Genomic DNA, 18,583 nt, shown 5'->3' with positions numbered 1-18,583 from the left:
GAGTTCAAGGAGATACCAGCGCCTCACCCTGCAGTTGCAGGCTGCCGTCCTGCACGCCGGCCGATTCGATCTGGATGGCGGGATCCATCGGCAAGCGCAGCTTCAAGGTGCCATCGAGGCAGACGAAGCCAACGCTGCCATCCAGCGCACAGGGGCGCGTTTCAATTTCCAGCTCCGGGTGTTCGCCGGTGGCGTGCGCGCTGAAGATCAAAGTGTTCTCGGTCAAGCGCAGATCGGCCAGCGGAGTGATCCCCAGCAGTTGTTCGGCGAGGCTGTCGCCCAAGGCCTGCCAGCGGGAGTGGCGAAAGGTTTCCACCAGGCCACCAGCACTGAAGGACACCTGGCCACGAACGATGAAGGGATGGTCGAGCTCAACGGCCTTGCTCCTGATCAGGGCCGCCACCTTCACCTGGATGGCTTCGCTGCGCAGGTGCACCGACTCAATCGCCACACCCCTGTACACCACCCGTTGGCCGCTCAGGCTGACCCCCTGCAATTGACCGCGCAGCAATTGCAGGGCGGTGCCATGGAGCTGCAGCTCCAGGTTCTGCACGGCTTCGCATTGGCTGCCGATCCAAACTTGAAGTCCGGCCGCGATGAGTTGCAGGATCGGGCCGCTGCGGGGCTCCATGGGTTGGTCAGCCGTGTCAACTCTGGCCATGCCGACAGCGAATGGTTGTGGTTTCCGCTGAAACAGTAAGCACAGGCTTGTCATGAATTCCTCCACCCTCAGGGCTCTGCTGGCGGGCGCTGCCCTCTCAGCGGCCAGCACCGTTCTCTCGCTTCCCGCCCATGCCATCGAGCCAGCCTGTGAGGCAGTCATGCAGTTCACACCGGCTACTGAGCCGATCTTCCAGCCCGCACCGGTGCTAGAGCCGATTCGCGGCCTCTGGTGAGACCCAGGAGGAGCGTTCCTGCTCCCCCCCCTTGGCAACGGCCGCCTCTGGTTCACCACGAGGCGGCCACTTGATTGGGCTGATCCAGATGGGGAAGGTGACCGCAAGCCTCGAGCTCCATCACTCGCCCTCCCAGCAGGGCCATGGCTGCCCGCTTCAGCGGAGGCCGCAAAATCCGGTCGTTGGCTCCCCAAAGCACCTGCAGCGGCTGCGCTGGTAGCGGGTTGCCGCAACCGGCGAAACCACCGCTGCGGGCGAAGCGTCGCAGCGAATCGGCCCAGCCTGGTGTGCGTAGATGCAGCGAGGCGATCTCTGCTTCGGCCGGCCCCACGCTGGCTTCTGGGTCCGCGAAAGCCTGGCGACAAAGACCGCGACGCACGGCAGGCTGGCTCAGAAACCAGACCCCTAATTCGTCGAGCAGCGGGGGCAATGGCTTCGGGCGGCCGGTGAGCCCCGCCGGCGCCAGCAACAGCAGCCGCCGGATCCGCTCTGGTCTGCGGCGGGCCAGTTCGACCGCCACCGCACCACCCATGGAGGCGCCAATCACACCCACAGGCCTGGTATCGAGGCCGGCGATAGCCTCCAACAAGGCATCAAGATGGGCCAGCACCCCTGCCGGGGAATAGGGGCCATCGTGGCAGCGGGGACTGAATCCGAACCCAAAAAGGTCGGGGATGAACAACTGGGCCCGGCTTGCCAACAGCGGGGCCAGCCGCCTGAACTCCAGCAAGGAGCTATCGAAGCCGTGCAAGAGCAGCAGCGGTTCTCCCTGGCCCAGCACCGCTACGGGCCATTGTTCCGGCAAACCAGGTAAGGTCCACCACTGCACGGCTGCAGCCAGTTCCCGTCCCAAGGGATCTTGCAAGGATGCTGCTGCCCACTCCAGCAGTGGCCGGCCTCCCAGGAGTGGAGGGGGAGGGGTTGGAGCGAGGCTCAAGCGTCCGGTCCGGTGCGAGTGGCTTCGAGTTGGCTGCGTTCGGCCTGGGCGATGACTGCTCCGCGTGGCTCGGGCGTCGCCTCGCAGCCTTCCGTGGTGCTGACCAGGGCAGCCAACAGAACGGTGGGGCTGACCGCAAAGGGAAGGTGGTGTAGGTCGGAGCCGGGCTGGCAGGCGAAGGCACAGACCTGTTGGAGCTCCTCGAGGCTGACCTGGCTCAGGCCCAGGTCTTCGAGGCAGATGGGAAGCTTGAGTTTGCGGAACAGGCTGATCAACTGACGGCGCGCCTGGACGGCCAAACGATTCTGACTGAGGAGTTCTTCCAGCCTGAGCTGGACGAGCACACCAAAGCCGACTTTGGCGCCATGGAGACTGTCGTGGCAGGCACTCAGCTGGGTGAGGCCGTTGTGGACGGCGTGGGCAGCAACGGTGCGGCAGCTGGCACCACCAACGCCGCCGATCAGTCCGGCGGTGAGGGCAGAGGCTTCGGCGACCCTCACCCAGGCCTCGCTGCCGGGGTTGTTGAAAGCCTCTTCCGCTTCCAGCATCAATTGATCCCGCAGCACCCTGGCTTGCTGAACCGCCTGTTGCACCAATCCATCAGGACTGTTGCTGCTGCTGACCGAGGCTTCGTACCACTTGGCCATGGCATCGGCGATACCACTGGTCAAGGTGGCAGGTGGCGCCTGGCGCACCAAGGCATGGTCGAAGACCAGAAGATCGGGGCAACGATCCAGGGTCACATCCCGCTCAAAGGCGCCGCCGGCTGAATAGAGATTGGCCAAAGCCGTCCAGCCCGCGCAGGTGGCGGCGCTGGTGGGAATGGTGATGCAAGCCAGGCCAAGGCGATGGGCCAAAAGCTTGCCGGCATCAAGAACCTTGCCGCCGCCGATCGCGATCACCGCGTCAACAATCACCGAATCAACGGCCTTGGTGTTCGACTTGGCGTTGACGTTGGACTTGCCCCTGACGATCTGTTGAATCAGGTTGCCCAGATCGGCTTCACAGCAATCGAACTGGAGCTCTGCGGCCAGGGGGTCAAGACCCTGGCTTACCAGATCGGCTTGCAGTTGCTGGCGAAGCGCAGCTGTGGAGGCGCTTCGCCCAAGGACTAAAGGACGTTTGCAGAGCGTGGCGATGCGGGGAAGGGCAGCTACCCAGGCACCGTTGCCGCGAAGGACAACGGCAGGTGCAATCGCGTGTTGGATGGCCAGAGTGGTCAGACGCCAGCACCAGCGAGTTCGGGTTCCGGCGCGACGGTTTCACCCTTGGGACGGATCACAACCTGCTTGTCGTCGTCGACGTCGACGACAGCCGAATCGCCATCCTTGAGACGGCCCGAGAGAAACTCTTCGGCCAGGCTGTCTTCGAGCAGGCGCATCACGGCACGGCGCAGAGGCCTGGCGCCGTAGCTGGGGTTGTAACCCTCTTCGACCAGACGCTCCTTGAAGGCTGGGGTAACCGAAAGTTCAATGCCCTTCTCAAGAATGCGGCTGAACACCTCTCGCAGCATGATTTCCGCGATCTCCTTGACCTCGTCACGGCTGAGTTGACGGAAGACGATGATTTCGTCGAGACGGTTGAGGAATTCAGGGCGGAAGTATTGCTTCAGCTCTTCATTCACCAACGAACGAATCCGGTTGTACTGAGTTTCCTCAGCGGCGGCACCGGAGAACTCAAAGCCGAGCCCGCCACCACCTTTCTCGATCACCTTCGAACCGATGTTCGAGGTCATGATGATCAAGGTGTTCTTGAAATCAACCGTACGGCCCTTGGAATCGGTCAGACGACCATCTTCTAGCAACTGAAGCAACAGATTGAACACATCGGGGTGGGCCTTCTCGATTTCGTCGAAGAGCACAACGGTGTAGGGGCGACGGCGGACCGCTTCGGTGAGCTGGCCGCCTTCGTTGAAGCCCACGTAGCCGGGAGGCGAGCCGATCAGCTTGCTGACCGTGTGGCGCTCCATGTATTCCGACATGTCCAGCCGGATCATGGCCTCTTCGCTCCCGAAGAAATAGGCTGCCAATGACTTGGTGAGTTCAGTCTTACCAACGCCGGTAGGACCGGAGAAGATGAAGCTGGCGATCGGGCGATTCGGGTTCTGAAGGCCTACCCGGGCGCGCCGGATTGCCTTGGACACGGACTTGACGGCCTCGTCTTGACCAATCAAACGCTGGTGGAGAGTTTCCTCCATGTTCAGCAGCTTCACCGATTCGCTTTCGGTGAGTTTCTGAACTGGAACACCAGTCCAGGCCGCCACGATCTGGGCGATATCTTCCTCGGTGACCACCGGGCTGCGGTCGCCATCAGCGCCCGCTAACGGCAACTCAATAGCGACGGCAGTTTCGGGCACCGCGACGGCAGGGTCGACGTCGGTGGTTGCCTCCGTTGCGGAGGGCTCTTCCTCGCGGCGGGTCTGGAGGATGAGGCGAATCTGCTCGCGCAACTCCACTTCTTTGTCACGCAGTTCACCGGCCTTGCCGTAATCCTGTTCGCGCACAGAATTCTCTTTTTCCTTCTGCACGCCCCTGAGCTGCTTATCCAACTCCTTGGCGGCTGGAGGCAGCTTGGAATTCATCAGGCGCACGCGGCTGCCGGCTTCATCCACCAAATCGATCGCTTTGTCGGGCAAGAAGCGGTCGTTGATGTAGCGATCGCCAAGGGTGGCTGCGGCCACCAAGGCCTCATCGCTGATCTTCAGGCGGTGGTGCTGCTCATAACGCTCGCGCAGGCCCCGCAGAATCTCGATGGTGTCGACGACGGAAGGCTCACCCACCATCACCGGCTGGAAGCGCCGCTCGAGGGCCGCATCCCGCTCGATGTGTTTCCGGTATTCATCGAGGGTGGTGGCACCGATGCACTGCAACTCGCCCCGGGCCAGAGCCGGCTTGAGAATGTTGGCGGCATCGATGGCCCCTTCCGCAGCTCCAGCGCCGATCAGGGTATGGACCTCATCGATCACCAGGATCACATTGCCGGCGCTGCGGATCTCCTCCATGATCTTTTTGAGGCGTTCCTCAAATTCACCGCGGTATTTGGTGCCGGCCACCAACAGTCCGATATCGAGAGTAAGAACGCGCTTGTCTTCGAGGATGTCGGGGATTTCACCGACCGTGATGCGCTGAGCCAGGCCTTCGGCGATGGCGGTCTTGCCGACGCCGGGTTCGCCGATCAGCACGGGGTTGTTTTTGGTGCGCCGGCCCAGGATCTGAATGACCCGATCAATCTCGTTGTGGCGTCCCACCACGGGGTCAAGCTTTCCTTCAGCAGCCAGCTGGGTGAGGTTGCTGCCGAATTCATCAAGGGTTGGGGTTTTGGTCGAGCCCTTGCTGCCACTGCCAGCTGCCACTTCGGCGGTTTCGCCAAGCATCCGAATCACCTGGGTACGCACCTTGGCAAGGTCGACGCCAAGGTTTTCCAGCACCCGTGCGGCGACGCCTTCGCCTTCACGGATCAGACCAAGCAGCAGGTGCTCGGTGCCGATGTAGTTGTGTCCGAGCTGACGCGCTTCTTCGAGCGAGAGTTCCAGGACTCGCTTGGCCCGTGGCGTAAACGGGATTTCGACGGCTACAAAGCCGGAGCCCCTGCCGATGATTTTTTCGACTTCAACCCGGGCGTCCTTGAGATTGACTCCCATGGACTTCAAAACCTTGGCGGCCACACCCGTACCTTCGCCGATCAGGCCCAGCAGAATCTGCTCGGTGCCAACGAAGTTGTGGCCGAGGCGGCGAGCCTCTTCTTGGGCCAGCATGATGACCTTGATGGCCTTCTCGGTAAACCGCTCGAACATTGGCGGTGCCTGTGCAAGTCCTAACAACTTATCAGGGTCAAGCGGGTGCCGGGGGATTCGCGGCAAGAATCGCCAAAGTCATTGCCAGAACAGGGCGCCATGGCGTTGATCTTCATAGCTTGCCCTTCCAAATCTTGCGGTCTTCCGCATCATTGAAGGTCGGCAATCCGAACCTTTGAGGCGATCCATTTGGCGAATGTCCCGGCACTTTCCCAGTAATGTCGCCCTGGCCAGGCCTGCTGGCTTCAATCCCTGGCTTCCAGACTGAGCCATTGGATCAGAGCGTCTTCGCCGCTGCGGTAGTAACAGCGACGCCGTCCCTGGGTGCGAAAGCCCAGCGCGCCATACAGGGCCTGCCCCCTCCCGTTGCCCGCCGCCACCTCCAGAGTGGCGCTGCTGCAGCCCATGGCCTGTCCCTGCAGCAGCAGGGCCTCAAGGACGCGACGGCCCAGGCCCTGCCGCTGCTCACTGGGATCAACCGCCACCAGCGAGATGTGCAGCTCATCGAGGATCACCCAGCCCGTCGCGATCGCCACAAGCGTGGGTCCTGCGCCGAGCCCCAGGCAGGGTCGATCCGGTTCAGCCAGCTCCCGCTGCCACTGCGCCTCATTCCACAGACCGCCGAGGGCCAGCCGGTCGAGGGCGGCGCAGGCCTGGAGATCGTCGGTCGTGAGTGGCCTGGGCCATGACTGCGCTATCCCGGTTTCAGCAGAGTGCGCCACGGTCCTTACGATTGAAAGCCCAAGGGTGCAGGCCGATCACAATGACCTCCTTCAACGTGCTCAGTCCACTCGATCGTGCCGCCGCCGAGCCGGGTCTGCAGCCAGCGCTGGAGGCTAATCAGGACACGCTCAGCCCCAACCGCAACCTCGCCCCCCTCAGCGCCCGACTTGATGCGCTCGGGCGGCTGGAAGTGGGCGGTTGTGGCCTGAGCGAGTTGGGACGCCGCTACGGCACACCCCTCTATGTGCTCGATGAGGACACCCTCCGCGCCAGCTGCCGCGCCTATCGCGACGCCCTGGCCCTCCATTACCCCGGACCTTCCCTGGCGCTCTATGCCTCCAAGGCCAACAGCAGCCTCGTGCTCAGTGCCCTGGTGGCCTCGGAAGGCCTGGGTCTTGACGCCGTTTCCAGCGGCGAACTGCTCACCGCCCTGCGTGGCGGCATGCCAGCCGATCGGATCGTGCTGCATGGGAATAACAAGTCGAGCGAAGAGCTGGAACTGGCGGTGGAGCATGGGGTGACCGTGGTGGTCGACAACTGGCTCGACCTTGAGCTGCTCGAAGAGCTCGCAGCAGCCCGCCCACAACCGGTGCGGCTGATGCTGCGTTTCACACCGGGCATCGAGTGCCACACCCACGAGTACATCCGCACCGGGCACCTCGACAGCAAGTTCGGCTTTGATCCCGACCAGCTCGAGGCCGTGCTGCAACATCTGGTCGGCTGCAGCTGGGCCCGCCTCGAAGGGCTCCACGCCCACATTGGCTCCCAGATCTTCGAACTCCAGCCCCACCACGATCTCGCCGGCGTGATGGCTGAGGCCCTCGCCCTCGCCCGTTCGCTTGGCCATCCCTGCAGTGATCTCAACGTGGGCGGAGGGCTCGGTATTCGTTATGTCTCCGGTGATGATCCGCCGTCGATTCAGGCCTGGGTGCAGGGCGTGGCTGAAGCAGTGAATGCCGCCTGCAGTGAGCGAGGGCTGGCCCTGCCCCGCCTGCTCTGTGAGCCAGGTCGCTCCCTGGTGGCGACAGCCGGTCTCACCCTTTATAGCCTCGGCAGTCGTAAAGAGATCCCCGGCCTGCGCACCTATCTCTCGGTGGATGGCGGCATGAGCGACAACCCCAGGCCGATCACCTATCAGTCGCCTTACACCGCCGTGCTGGCCGACCAGCCCACCGCCCCTGCCAGCGAAACCGTGACCCTGGTGGGCAAGCATTGCGAATCCGGTGATGTGCTTCTCCACGACCTCGCCCTGCCGACCAGCCGCCGGGGTGATGTGATCGTCGTCTTCGCCACAGGGGCCTACAACGCCTCGATGGCCTCCAACTACAACCGCATCCCCAGGCCGGCGGCCGTGCTGGTGCAGGGGGGCGCGGCCGAGCTGGTGCAGGCCCGGGAGCAGCCGGACGAACTGCTGCGCCACGACCTCTTACCGGAGCGGTTCTCGCCGGTACCCTGAGCACGGCAACGAACAAGACCTGTTGTGGGCTGGCTGGGGTTTGTGGACATTCGCCTGGTTCTCGACCTTCTGTTCGCTTCTGCCCTCGGAGTGGTCCTGCTGGCGAGAGTGCGGGAGCCGCGCACTCTCTGGCTGCTGCGCGGCTGGCTGTTTCTGGTCGCCCTGGTCTGGGTGGTCCAGCGCTTTTCCAGCCTGCCCCTCACCACCCGTCTGCTCGAAGCGGTGGTGCTCGGCTGCAGCCTGGCCCTGGCCATCCTCTGGCAGGGGGAACTACGGCGCTTGATGGAGCTGCTCGGCACTGGCCGGCTGGGTGTGTTGCTCGGCAGCCAACGCGCTGATGCCGGCCTCTCCGGTTCGGTTGCCCTGCTGACTGAAGCAGCCGGACGCCTTTCCCAGAACCGCCGCGGTGCCCTGATCCTTCTGGATCTCGGCAGTGATCTGCGTCCTGAGGATTTTCTCAATCCCGGCATCGAGCTCGACGCCCTGCTCTCCGTCGACCTGCTGCTCAACCTGTTTGCCGCCGACACGCCTCTGCACGACGGGGCCGTGCTGGTCAAGGGCAACCGCATCCTCTCGGCCGGGGTGATCCTTCCCCTGTCGCGCCAGGGGATTGCCCGTTATGGCACCCGCCACCTGGCAGCGATGGGCATCACCGAGCGCTTTGACCGCTGCCTGTGCATCGTCATCTCCGAAGAGACCGGCACCCTGTCGCTGGCCCGTCAGGGGCGCCTGGAGCGACCGATCACCAGCAGCCGGCTGCGTGATCTGCTCAGCGAAGCCCTGGCGATGCCAGCTCCGAAACCACCTGCCAAGCCAGGCCATGGATCGGTGGTGCCCCTTCCCACCGGGCGTAGCGTGACGCAGGACACGCCCGAATCCCGCGCATGAGTCGCTCCCTGGCGACCACTGACCTGATCCAGGCGTCCCGGCAAGCAATCGCGCCGTTACCGGCCCTGCTCGACCCGGCCCGCCTGCCCGCCCATGTGGCGGTGATCATGGATGGCAACGGGCGCTGGGCTCGCCAGCGCAACCTGCCCAGGGTGATGGGGCACCGCGAAGGCGTGGAGGCGTTGAAACGCACCCTGCGCCTATGCAGTGACTGGGGCATCAGCGCCCTGACCACCTATGCCTTCTCCACCGAGAACTGGAATCGGCCTGGCGAGGAGGTGAGTTTTCTGATGACCCTGTTTGAGCGGGTTCTGGCCCGGGAGCTGGAGGGGTTGGAGCGCGAGCAGGTGCGGATCCGCTTCCTCGGTGATCTCGAGCAGCTCCCGCCGGGCCTGCAGCAACTGATCACCGCCGCCACGGCCCGCACCGCCGCCAACACGGGGATTCACTTCAACGTCTGCACCAACTACGGCGGCCGGCGGGAGCTGGTTCAGGCGGCCCGGCGGCTGGCCGAAGCGGTGGCGCGGGGTGAACTCGATCCAGGCGCGATTGATGAAGCCGCCTTCGCCGGCCAGCTGCAGACGGTCGGGGAGGTGGATCCGGATCTGCTGATTCGCACCAGTGGTGAATACAGGATCAGCAATTTCCTGCTCTGGCAGCTGGCCTACGCCGAAATTCACATCACCGATGTGCTCTGGCCCGATTTCAACGAGCAGGCCCTGGTGCAGGCCCTGCTCGATTTTCAGAACCGCCAGCGTCGCTTCGGCGGTGTCACAGCTACGGCCCCTGCGCCGGTCGCTCCCCCAACGCCCCCTTCCCACGTCCCGTCTTGATCGCCACCTCCGCCCCCTCACGCGCTGCTGTCAGCTCCGCTCACGGCGATCAGGCTTTGCCTGTTCCGCTGCGTCACAACTGGAGCCGCCAGGAGATCGAAGATCTGCTGCAGCAACCCCTGCTCGAGTTGCTCTGGCAAGCCCAGCAGGTGCACCGGGCCGCCAATCCTGGCTATCGGGTCCAGCTGGCTTCCCTGCTGAGCGTCAAGACCGGCGGCTGCGAAGAAGACTGCGCCTATTGCCCCCAATCGATGCACCACAGCGCCGATGTCAGCGGTCGCCCGGAGCTGGCGGTGGAGCCGGTGCTGGAGCGGGCCCGCGCTGCCAAGGCGGCCGGTGCCCACCGCTTCTGCATGGGCTGGGCCTGGCGCGACATCCGCGATGGCGCCCCGTTTGACGCCATGCTCGCCATGGTGGCCGGGGTGCGGGCCCTGGGCCTGGAGGCCTGCGTCACCGCCGGCATGCTCACCGACCAGCAGGCCGAACGGCTGGCTGCCGCTGGCCTCACCGCCTATAACCACAACCTCGACACCAGCCCCGAGTTCTACGGCCGGATCACCACCACGCGCACCTATCAGGAGCGCCTTGAAACCCTCGCCAGGGTGCGCCGGGCGGGTTTGACCGTCTGCTGCGGCGGCATCATCGGCATGGGCGAGAGCGACACCGACCGGGCCGGGCTTCTGCAGGTGCTCGCCAACCTCGATCCCCACCCCGAGAGCGTGCCGATCAATGCCCTGGTGGCGGTGGAGGGCACACCACTGGAGCAACAGGAACCGCTCGATCCGCTGGAGCTGGTGCGGATGGTGGCCACCGCTCGGATGCTGATGCCCTTCAGCCGGGTGCGCCTGAGCGCCGGCCGCGAACAGCTCAGCCGTGAGGCCCAGATCCTCTGCCTGCAGGCGGGCGCCGATTCGATCTTTTACGGCGACACCCTGCTCACCACGGGCAACCCCGATGTGGCGGCTGATCGTGCCCTGTTGGCGGCGGCGGGCGTGAGCGTGGAAGTACCCAGCCTCAACACGGTGTGAGCGATTCCGGCGATACCCCCTGGTTGGTGGCGGCGTTCTATGCGTTCGTGAGCTTCGAGCCCGGCGAGCTCCGCCAGCGGCGCGCCGAATGGCTGCCGCTGGCGGCGGCCGCTGGCCTGAAAGGCACCCTGTTGCTGGCCGAGGAAGGTCTGAACGGAACGCTCTGCGGGCCTGAGACTGGCTTGCGTGGCTTTCTCGATCAGCTGCGCCTTGATCCCCGCCTGGCCGATCTTGAGCCCAAATTCAGCTGGAGTGAGCGGCAGGTGTTCCACCGCTTGAAGCTGAGGATCAAGGCTGAAATCGTCACCATGGGCCGGCCGGAGATCCAGCCGGCGCAACGGCAGACCACCGACGTTCCGCCGCAGCAGTGGGACGACCTGATCGCGGACCCAGACACCCTGGTGATCGACACCCGCAACACCTATGAGGTGACGCTGGGCAGCTTCGACGGGGCGATCGATCCGGCCACCGCCAGCTTCCGCGACTTTCCAGCCTGGGTGGAGCGCGATCTCCACGCTCTGGTGGCGGCGCGCCAGCCCCGCCGGCTGGCCCTGTTCTGCACCGGCGGCATCCGTTGTGAGAAGGCCACGGCCTATCTCCAGCAGCAGGGATTCGAGGGGGTGCACCAGTTGAAGGGGGGGATCCTTCGCTATCTCGAGGAGGTGCCCGAGAGCCAGAGCCGCTGGCGGGGCGAGTGTTTCGTCTTTGACCAGCGCGTGGCGCTGAATCACCGGCTCGAGCCCGGCAGCCACAGCCTTTGCCATGCCTGCGGGCTGCCCCTCTCGCTGGCCGATCGCCAGCAGCCCAGCTACGTGGAAGGGGTGAGCTGCCACCACTGCATCGGCCAATTCAGCAACGCCGACTGTGCTCGCTTCGCCGAGCGCCAACGCCAGATCTCCCTGGCGCGCGGGCGGGGGGAGAACCACATCGGTTCTGCAGCTTGGGCGGTGGATCCCCAAGCCAGTCCAGCTCCGTAAACTGGCTTTGCTGCGATCCGCCTCGATGACATTCCTTGGCACGCTTGATGAGCTCAAGGTTCTGGTGGATTCCCTCGATGGCCAGGGCCACTGGGAACACAAAGGTCAGTTCGAGATGTTCATTTTCGGTGGGCCAGATACCAATCTTCGCCTCAACTGGTGGCCGAAGTCCGGCGAGCTAACGCTTGTTGGAGATCCCGCCGAGCGTGTCGGCGTCTCTGCGTCGTTGCAACGCCTCCTGGCCGCGCGGTGAGTGGCCAGGCTCCGGTGCTGTGGAGTTTTCGCCGCTGCCCCTACGCGATCCGCGCCCGGCTGGCCCTGAGCGCGGCTGGCCTGGCGGTGGAGCTGCGCGAGGTGAGCCTCCAGGCCAAGCCGGCCGAGCTTTTGGCGGTGTCACCGAAGGGCACGGTGCCGGTGCTGGAAGGCCCAGCGAGCAGCGGCCGGCCGGTCTGGGTGATTGAGGAGAGCCTGGAGGTGATGCACTGGGCGCTGGGGCAGTCCGATCCCCAGGATCTGCTGCGACGCGGCGAGCCCGAGCTGGCCCGCAGAAGCGACGAACTGGTGGCGATCAATGACGGAACGTTCAAGGGCCATCTCGATCGCTTCAAATACGCCAGTCGCTATCCGGGCGCCGATGCGACGGCCCATCGCCAGGCCGCGTTGGCGGTTCTGCATCGCTGGAACGCGGCATTGGCCGCCGGGATTTCCGCTGGGGCCGGCGGCTGGCTGCTGGGCTCGCGCCCCTGCCTTGCCGATCTGGCCCTGTTGCCGTTCGTGCGTCAGTTCCGCCTGGCCGACCCGGCCGGCTTCGACAACGAGCCCGGGCTTGGGCCCCTGCAGCACTGGCTCGAGCGTTTTCTGGCCAGCGAAGCTTTCTCGGCGGTGATGGGCCAGCAACTGCGCTGGCGCTCTCCCCGTTTCCTTTACCACCTGGCACTGGCCGCTGAATGGGACGAGGCAGAGGCGGCAGGGGTGTATCTCCGCTCGACCCGGGGCCAGAGCCTGGAGCAGGTGGGATTCATCCACGCCAGCTGGGCTCACCAGCTGGCCGCCACCTACCAGCGTTTCTACGCCGATGCCGGGGCGGTGCGGCTGCTCACCATTGATCCCGACCGGCTCACGGCTCCCCTGAAGCTGGAGCCGGTGCCGCCTGGCGGTGAACGCTTCCCCCATCTCTACGGTCCCCTGCCCATCGGCGCGGTGCTTGCGGTGGAGCGTTACCCGGCATGAGCGACCTGCCCCCAGGCCTGCCCAGCCTCGCCGCGATCGAGCTGTTGGCCGCGGCACGCGGTCTGCGCCTTCGCCTCCAGGTTGGCCGGCGCCTGGGGGTCTGGGGCCTGCGGGTCGGGGTGGCCCGCTGCCGGCAGGGGGAAGCGGCGGAGTTACTCGGTGAGCTCAAGGGCTGGGCCCTGCCGCTCCCCTCTGGCCTCCATCTCGACACCCTGCGGGTGCGCTCCGACGACCGGATCGTCGGGGTGCTGATCTGGGCCGCCACCTTTGCCTGGGCCCTGGAGCAAACGCCCTGCCGCCGAGCCCAGCTGCTGGCGATTCGGGATGAACAGCGACAACATCAGCGCCTGGTGCGCTACTTCCGGCGTTTTGGATTCGTGCCTGGCCGGGCGGTGGGCAGGGGGCCTCTCGACTTGGTTCTGCGGGTGTTCTGGGGCGGGGCAGGTCTGCTGATGGCGGCAGATTGCCAGGAAGGCTTGCGGCGATGCCGTGCAATCCTGACCCCGCTCCAGATCAGTCCTTCAGATCTGCGCTAAGCGGGTTAGCTTCGCCCCACTCTTTTGGCCGAGGGATGGCGAACCAGATTGCGGAGTCGCGGATGCACCTGGTGCGCTGGTTTCTGACTGCCGGCTGGCTTCTGATCATCGCCTCGCTGTTCTATGACCCCTGGTCGGCGGCACTGACGGAACCCACCCATCCCTGGAGCCCCTTGCGGTTGTCTGGGGCCTGCGTTGAGGTTCAGGGTGTCTGCCGGGTCGATCGGCCCTATCCCCTGGGCACCACGCTGTTCTGGGGCGCGATCGTTCCTTCGGCTGTCTTCATTCTGTTGGTCTTCGGCCACGAGTTCTGGCGCCGTATCTGCCCGCTCTCCTTCCTCTCCCAGATCCCCCGGGCGCTGGGCTTACAACGGCAATTCGAGCGGATCAACGCCAAGAGCGGCAAGAAACGGATGGAGCTGGCCAAAGTGCCTCCCGATTCCTGGCTTGGCCGTCACTACGGGCGGCTGCAATTCGGCTGGTTGTTCGTCGGTCTCTGCGGCCGGCTGCTGTTCTTCAATGCCGATCGACTGGTGCTGGCTGGTTGGTTGCTGTTCACGATCGCCTGTGCGATCACGGTGGGCTATCTGTTCGGCGGCAAGGCCTGGTGCCAATACTTCTGTCCGATGGCCCCAGTGCAAGCGGTTTACTCCACACCCAGCGGATTGCTGGGCAGCAAAGCCCACACCAGCGAGCAGTTGATCACCCAGTCGATGTGCCGCACGGTGCTGCCGGATGGTTCCGAGCAGAGCGCCTGCGTGGCCTGCCAGCAACCCTGCATCGACATCGATGCCGAGCGGATGTATTGGGCAGCACTGGCTCAACCCACAGCCGGCTTTGATCGTTATGGCTACGTGGGCCTGGTGATCGGTTATTTCCTCTATTACTACCTCTATGCCGGCAACTGGGCTTATTATTTTTCAGGGGCCTGGATCCGCCAGAGTGATCAACTCGCCACCCTGCTCAGTCCGGGCCTTTTTCTGTTTGGTCAGCCGATCAACCTGCCACGCCTCGTGGCGGTGCCCTTGGTGCTGGGGCTCTGCACCTGGCTGGGGATCCGGATCGGTCACTGGGTAGAAACGTGCGCCCGAAAAAACCACAACCGTGCAAGCCAGTCTTCCGATTCTTCCCTGCAATCTGATTCAGCTCTGGAATCTGACCAGAGCCTGCAGGTGCGGCATCGCTTGTTCTGTCTCTGCACATTCGGGATCTTCAATGTCTTTTTTATCTTTTCCGGTCGGCCCCTGATTCTGCTGCTGCCCCTGCCTCTGCAAGCGCTGCTTGACCTGCTGCTGGTGATGCTGAGCACGCTGTGGTTATACCGGGCCTGGAATCGTGATCCCGATCTTTATGGCCGCGAGAATCTGGCCAGCCGCTTTCGCAAGCAACTCGAGCGGCTGCAGCTCAACGTTGGGCAGTTCCTTGATGGACGCACCCTGCGGGATCTGAACACCCATGAGGTCTATGTGCTCGCCAAGGTGCTGCCTGGATTCACCCGTGAGAAGCGGCAGGAGGCCTACAAAGGCGTGGTGCGAGACGCCCTGGCTGAGGGCTACGTGAACGTCTCCAGCAGCCTGGATGTGCTCAGGCAAATGCGCCGGGAGCTCGGCATTGCCGATGCCGAACATGAGCAACTCTTGGAGGAACTCGGGGTGGAGGATCCGGCCCTGCTCGATCCCGACAGCCGGCGCAGCCTTGAGGATCAGGTACGGCTGAGTGGCTATCGCAAGTCATTGGAGCGGCTGGTCCTGCTGCAGGGCCGCCAGGCCCAGGCGGCCGATCCTGCTGCACGAGATTCCCTGAAGCGCCAGTTTTCGATCACGGCACAGGAGCAGGAAAGCATCCTTGGCATGCTCCAGCCCACCGAGGGTGTGGCCCACAGGGCCGACGTGCTGCTGCAGCGCTTGCCCGCCTTGATAGAGGCCTTCCGCGCCTTGCACCAGCCCTCGCTGGCACAGCAGCCTTTGTTCGTGCGCACCCTGCTTGCCGATCACATCCGCCACCGGCAGGAACTGAGCGTGGCAGCGATTCTTGAGGCCTTCATCAGCCTGCAGGGGGACCCGCAACTGCCGGGTCTGGTCGAGCGTCTGCAACGGATTGCGCCCCTGGTGCTGCTGGAGTTGCTGGAGCAGAAAACCTGGCGCGAGCGTCTGGCACCCGAGCTGCTGGCAGCTCTGAGCAGCCCCGGCGCCGAGGCCACCGCCTGCTCCCTGGAGATCCCGCTGGAGGCCAGCCTCGATCACCTCGACAGCCTGCTGCAGGATCGCTCCGCCACGATCGCGGCGGCGGCCCTGCTCCTGATCGCCCGCCTCGATGGCCAGCGGGGCCGCAGCCGCGCCCCTGCATTTCTGCTTCCGTCTTCTCCCCCACTGCTGAGGCAGGCCGCCGCGCTGGTGCTCAGCCCCGGGGCCAAGGAGGGGTCAGCAGAGGGGGCGCCGCGAATGCCTGAGCTGGCCGCCCTTCCCGATCTTGAAAAACGGGTGTTCCTGGCCGCCAGTGATTTCTTCCGGCGCACCAGAAGTGACACGCTCGAATCCCTGGCGGAGGCCTCCGAACTGCGCAGCTATGCCGCCGGCGAGCTGATCACAGAAGTGGGCGATCGCTGCCGCGAGCTGCTGTTGCTGATCGAAGGGCAGGCGGTGGTGCGCTACCGGGAGGGAGAGGCCCGCCGCGACGACCAGCTCAAGCCTGGCCAGGTGCTCGATGAGCTGGAGGTCCTCACCCACAGCTCAACGGAAAACACGATCGAGGCGGCCGTGGATGGCACGCGCCTGCTGGCGGTTCCTGTCGATTCGTTCGATGCCGTGCTCGCTATCGACCAGGACTTTTCACGGCGCGTGCTGGAGCTGGAGAGTCGCCATCTCCAGCGCTTCATGCGATCGGTTCAGGCCTGAAGGCCCCCTGTGGGCGTGGCGATGTGGCGGATCAGGTCGAGGCATTTGCAGGAATAGCCCCACTCGTTGTCATACCAGGCCACCACTTTGACGAAGGTGTCGGTGAGGGCAATGCCTGCATTGGCATCAAAAATTGAGGTGCAGGATTCGCCCAGAAAATCGCTGGAGACCACAGCGTCTTCGGTGTAACCGAGGATGCCCGCCATCGGGCCCTCTGAGGCCGCCTTCATCGCCGCCTTGATCGCTGCGTAGCTGGCGGGCCGCTCCAGATTCACGGTGAGATCCACCACCGAAACATCGGGGGTTGGAACCCGGAAGGCCATGCCGGTGAGCTTGCCGTTGAGGGCAGGGATCACCTTGCCAACCGCCTTGGCAGCGCCTGTGGAAGAGGGAATGATGTTCTGCCCTGCCCCCCGGCCACCCCGCCAGTCCTTCGCCGAAGGGCCATCCACCGTTTTTTGGGTGGCGGTGGTGGCATGCACGGTGGTCATCAGCCCGTCCTTGATGCCGAAGTTGTCATGCAGCACCTTGGCGATCGGCGCCAGGCAGTTGGTGGTGCAGGAGGCGTTGGAGACGATATCTTCGCCGGCATAGCTGCTGTGGTTCACCCCCATCACGAACATCGGCGTGCCGTCTTTTGATGGGGCGGAGAGCACCACTTTTTTGGAGCCTGCCTCGATGTGCGCCCGGGCGGTGGCATCGGTGAGGAACAGGCCGGTGGCCTCTAGAACGATCTCAGCGCCAACATCCCCCCAGTTCAGTTGGCGGGGATCGCGCTCGGCTGTCACGCGGATGCTGCGGCCATTAACGATCAGCTGGCCATCGCTGATCGACACCTCCCCTTTGAAGCGGCCGTGGGTTGAGTCATAGCGAAGCATGTATGCAATGTAATTAATATCGATCAGATCATTGATGCCGACCACCTCGATTCCTTCGATTTCGAACGCCCGGCGGAACACCAGTCTGCCGATACGGCCGAAGCCATTGATGCCGATCTTGATGGTCATGGTTGTTTTTCTGCCAACTTGCGATTCAATCCCAGCACAACCTAGCAGTTGCCTGAATTCAGCCCAGCCAGTTGAGGAAGCGCTGAATCACCAAAGCATTGCTGATATCCACGAAGAATCCAGAAACCAGTGGCACGATGATGAAGGCGCGATGGGCCGGGCCGTAGGTCTGGGCTACAGCTGCCATGTTGGCCATCGCCGTGGGAGTGGCACCGAGGGAGATGCCGCCGAAGCCTGAGCAGATCACAGCAGCTTCGTAGTCGCGGCCCATCACACGGAAGATCACAACAATGGCGAAGAGGAAAGCCACTACGAACTGTGCCGCCAGAATGGTGAGAATCGGCCCGGCAAGTTCAGCGATCGTCCAGAGCTGCAGACTCATCAGCGACATCGTCAGAAAAATGCCAAGGGAAATCTCTGAGATGATCGTCAGCGATCGGCTGTTGGCTGGCCACTGAAATCGTCCCAGGCGGGGAACGGTGTTGGTGAGCAGGATGGCGCCAAACAAGGTGCACACGAACAACGGCAGATTGCGGCCGGCTGCTTGTAAGGCTTCATGGAGCCCCTCGCCCAGGGCCAGGCTCACGTTCAACCAGAACAGCGTGCGCAGCAGGCTGAAATAGCTGATCGACTCGGCCTCGCCTCCGATCAACTCCCGCCGGGATTCCCTTGGCGGCAGACGCGGTTGAAGCTTGTTGCCACGAATCAGCAGGCGAGCGATCGGGCCGCCCATCAAGGAGGCCAGCACCAGACCGAAGGTGGCACAGGCGATGCCGATTTCCAGGGCATTGCTGACGCCATGGCTGGCGGCGAACCGCGGTGCCCAGGCAATGGCTGTGCCGTGGCCGCCCAGCAACGAAACCGATCCCCCCAGCAGGCCGATCAGCGGATTGAGACCCAACAGGCTGGCCACCCCTACCCCCGTCAGGTTCTGAAGAATCATGTAAAGGATGGTGACCGCCACCAGCACCAGCAACGGTCGGCCGCCTGAGATCAACGTCTTGATGTCGGCGTTCAGGCCAATGGCGGCAAAAAAATAGGGCAGCAGGAAGTCACGGGTTGCCAGGTTGAAGCCGACTTCGATCCCGGTGAAACCATGGACGACGGCCAGCAGCAAGCAGACCTCTGGTGACCGGTTCTGGGATATTGAAATCTCGAAGAATCGCGACACGTTGGTTGAGCCAGCGGCCGATGGCCAGCACCACGATGGCGATGTTGAAGGTGGCGAAGCTCTCAAATTGTATGGAACAGGGTTGTGATTTCGTGGAGAACTGATCGAGAAGACCTGATTGAGAAGACCTGATTGAAAAGAACGAATTGAATTGGTGCGTTCCTGTGGCCCGGCTTGTTTTTCCTGTTGACTCCCCCGCTGATCACATCTGCCG

General features: G+C 64.0%; 16 protein-coding genes and 1 pseudogene. 10 read left to right on the top strand and 7 right to left on the bottom strand.

Going from position 1 to position 18,583, the window contains the following annotated elements; all coding sequences use genetic code 11:
• Window positions 1-4: 4 nt before the first annotated feature.
• Entirely contained in the window at window positions 5-661 is a 657-nt protein-coding gene (locus tag ACXMDM_RS13095) for an LmeA family phospholipid-binding protein (protein WP_233830988.1), read from the bottom strand.
• Window positions 662-713: 52 nt separating this feature from the next.
• Between ACXMDM_RS13095 and ACXMDM_RS13090 the strand changes: the two genes are divergently transcribed.
• Entirely contained in the window at window positions 714-896 is a 183-nt protein-coding gene (locus ACXMDM_RS13090; protein WP_259723207.1) for a hypothetical protein, read from the top strand.
• A gap of 52 nt (window positions 897-948) precedes the next feature.
• Here ACXMDM_RS13090 and ACXMDM_RS13085 read toward each other — a convergent pair whose 3' ends face one another.
• The 4 genes from ACXMDM_RS13085 to ACXMDM_RS13070 form a co-directional block, all read right to left on the bottom strand.
• On the bottom strand, window positions 949-1,800 hold the full coding sequence (locus ACXMDM_RS13085) for an alpha/beta fold hydrolase (RefSeq protein WP_499570426.1): 852 nt from the start codon (window positions 1,798-1,800) through the stop codon (window positions 949-951).
• A 29-nt stretch (window positions 1,801-1,829) separates the two neighbouring features.
• The gene (locus ACXMDM_RS13080; RefSeq protein ID WP_259723219.1) at window positions 1,830-3,056 is read right to left on the bottom strand and encodes an iron-containing alcohol dehydrogenase family protein; all 1,227 of its coding nucleotides are present in this window, start codon (window positions 3,054-3,056) and stop codon (window positions 1,830-1,832) included.
• Complete coding sequence (locus ACXMDM_RS13075) at window positions 3,053-5,626, bottom strand: ATP-dependent Clp protease ATP-binding subunit (protein WP_259723209.1); 2,574 nt, start codon at window positions 5,624-5,626, stop codon at window positions 3,053-3,055. The genes ACXMDM_RS13080 and ACXMDM_RS13075 overlap by 4 nt, the downstream gene beginning before the upstream one ends.
• A gap of 245 nt (window positions 5,627-5,871) precedes the next feature.
• A complete protein-coding gene (locus ACXMDM_RS13070; RefSeq protein ID WP_259723210.1) occupies window positions 5,872-6,348 on the bottom strand; it encodes a GNAT family N-acetyltransferase in 477 nt (158 codons plus the stop codon).
• A 41-nt stretch (window positions 6,349-6,389) separates the two neighbouring features.
• Between ACXMDM_RS13070 and lysA the strand changes: the two genes are divergently transcribed.
• The 9 genes from lysA (at window position 6,390) to ACXMDM_RS13025 (ending at window position 16,191) form a co-directional block, all read left to right on the top strand.
• Window positions 6,390-7,805: a diaminopimelate decarboxylase gene (lysA, locus tag ACXMDM_RS13065; protein WP_259723211.1), complete on the top strand. Its 1,416-nt coding sequence runs from the start codon at window positions 6,390-6,392 to the stop codon at window positions 7,803-7,805.
• Between the two features lie 24 nt (window positions 7,806-7,829).
• Window positions 7,830-8,693 (top strand): diadenylate cyclase CdaA, encoded by an 864-nt coding sequence (gene cdaA, locus ACXMDM_RS13060; RefSeq protein WP_259723212.1) that lies wholly within the window; start codon window positions 7,830-7,832, stop codon window positions 8,691-8,693.
• Window positions 8,690-9,526 (top strand): undecaprenyl pyrophosphate synthase, encoded by an 837-nt coding sequence (gene uppS, locus ACXMDM_RS13055; protein WP_071799919.1) that lies wholly within the window; start codon window positions 8,690-8,692, stop codon window positions 9,524-9,526. The genes cdaA and uppS overlap by 4 nt, the downstream gene beginning before the upstream one ends.
• A 68-nt stretch (window positions 9,527-9,594) precedes the next feature.
• The gene (bioB, locus tag ACXMDM_RS13050) at window positions 9,595-10,554 is read left to right on the top strand and encodes a biotin synthase BioB (RefSeq protein WP_071801875.1); all 960 of its coding nucleotides are present in this window, start codon (window positions 9,595-9,597) and stop codon (window positions 10,552-10,554) included.
• Window positions 10,551-11,531 (top strand): oxygen-dependent tRNA uridine(34) hydroxylase TrhO, encoded by a 981-nt coding sequence (gene trhO / locus ACXMDM_RS13045; protein ID WP_071799918.1) that lies wholly within the window; start codon window positions 10,551-10,553, stop codon window positions 11,529-11,531. The genes bioB and trhO overlap by 4 nt, the downstream gene beginning before the upstream one ends.
• A 25-nt stretch (window positions 11,532-11,556) precedes the next feature.
• Window positions 11,557-11,784 (top strand): hypothetical protein, encoded by a 228-nt coding sequence (locus ACXMDM_RS13040; RefSeq protein WP_071799917.1) that lies wholly within the window; start codon window positions 11,557-11,559, stop codon window positions 11,782-11,784.
• On the top strand, window positions 11,781-12,761 hold the full coding sequence (locus ACXMDM_RS13035; RefSeq protein WP_071799916.1) for a DUF952 domain-containing protein: 981 nt from the start codon (window positions 11,781-11,783) through the stop codon (window positions 12,759-12,761). The genes ACXMDM_RS13040 and ACXMDM_RS13035 overlap by 4 nt, the downstream gene beginning before the upstream one ends.
• Window positions 12,758-13,297, top strand: coding sequence for a hypothetical protein (locus tag ACXMDM_RS13030; protein ID WP_499569765.1), 540 nt, complete (start codon window positions 12,758-12,760; stop codon window positions 13,295-13,297). The genes ACXMDM_RS13035 and ACXMDM_RS13030 overlap by 4 nt, the downstream gene beginning before the upstream one ends.
• 35 nt (window positions 13,298-13,332) lie before the next feature.
• Entirely contained in the window at window positions 13,333-16,191 is a 2,859-nt protein-coding gene (locus ACXMDM_RS13025; protein WP_071799914.1) for a cyclic nucleotide-binding domain-containing protein, read from the top strand.
• Here the strand turns inward: ACXMDM_RS13025 and gap are convergent.
• Entirely contained in the window at window positions 16,182-17,198 is a 1,017-nt protein-coding gene (gap, locus tag ACXMDM_RS13020) for a type I glyceraldehyde-3-phosphate dehydrogenase (RefSeq protein ID WP_071799913.1), read from the bottom strand. The two genes, ACXMDM_RS13025 and gap, sit on opposite strands and share 10 nt — an antisense overlap.
• 58 nt (window positions 17,199-17,256) lie before the next feature.
• Window positions 17,257-18,400 (bottom strand): annotated as a pseudogene (gene gltS, locus ACXMDM_RS13015) (sodium/glutamate symporter).
• Window positions 18,401-18,583 lie beyond the last annotated feature (183 nt).

The organism is Synechococcus sp. CS-603 (genome assembly GCF_977929215.1).
This window is presented reverse-complemented; position numbering and strand designations above follow the sequence as displayed.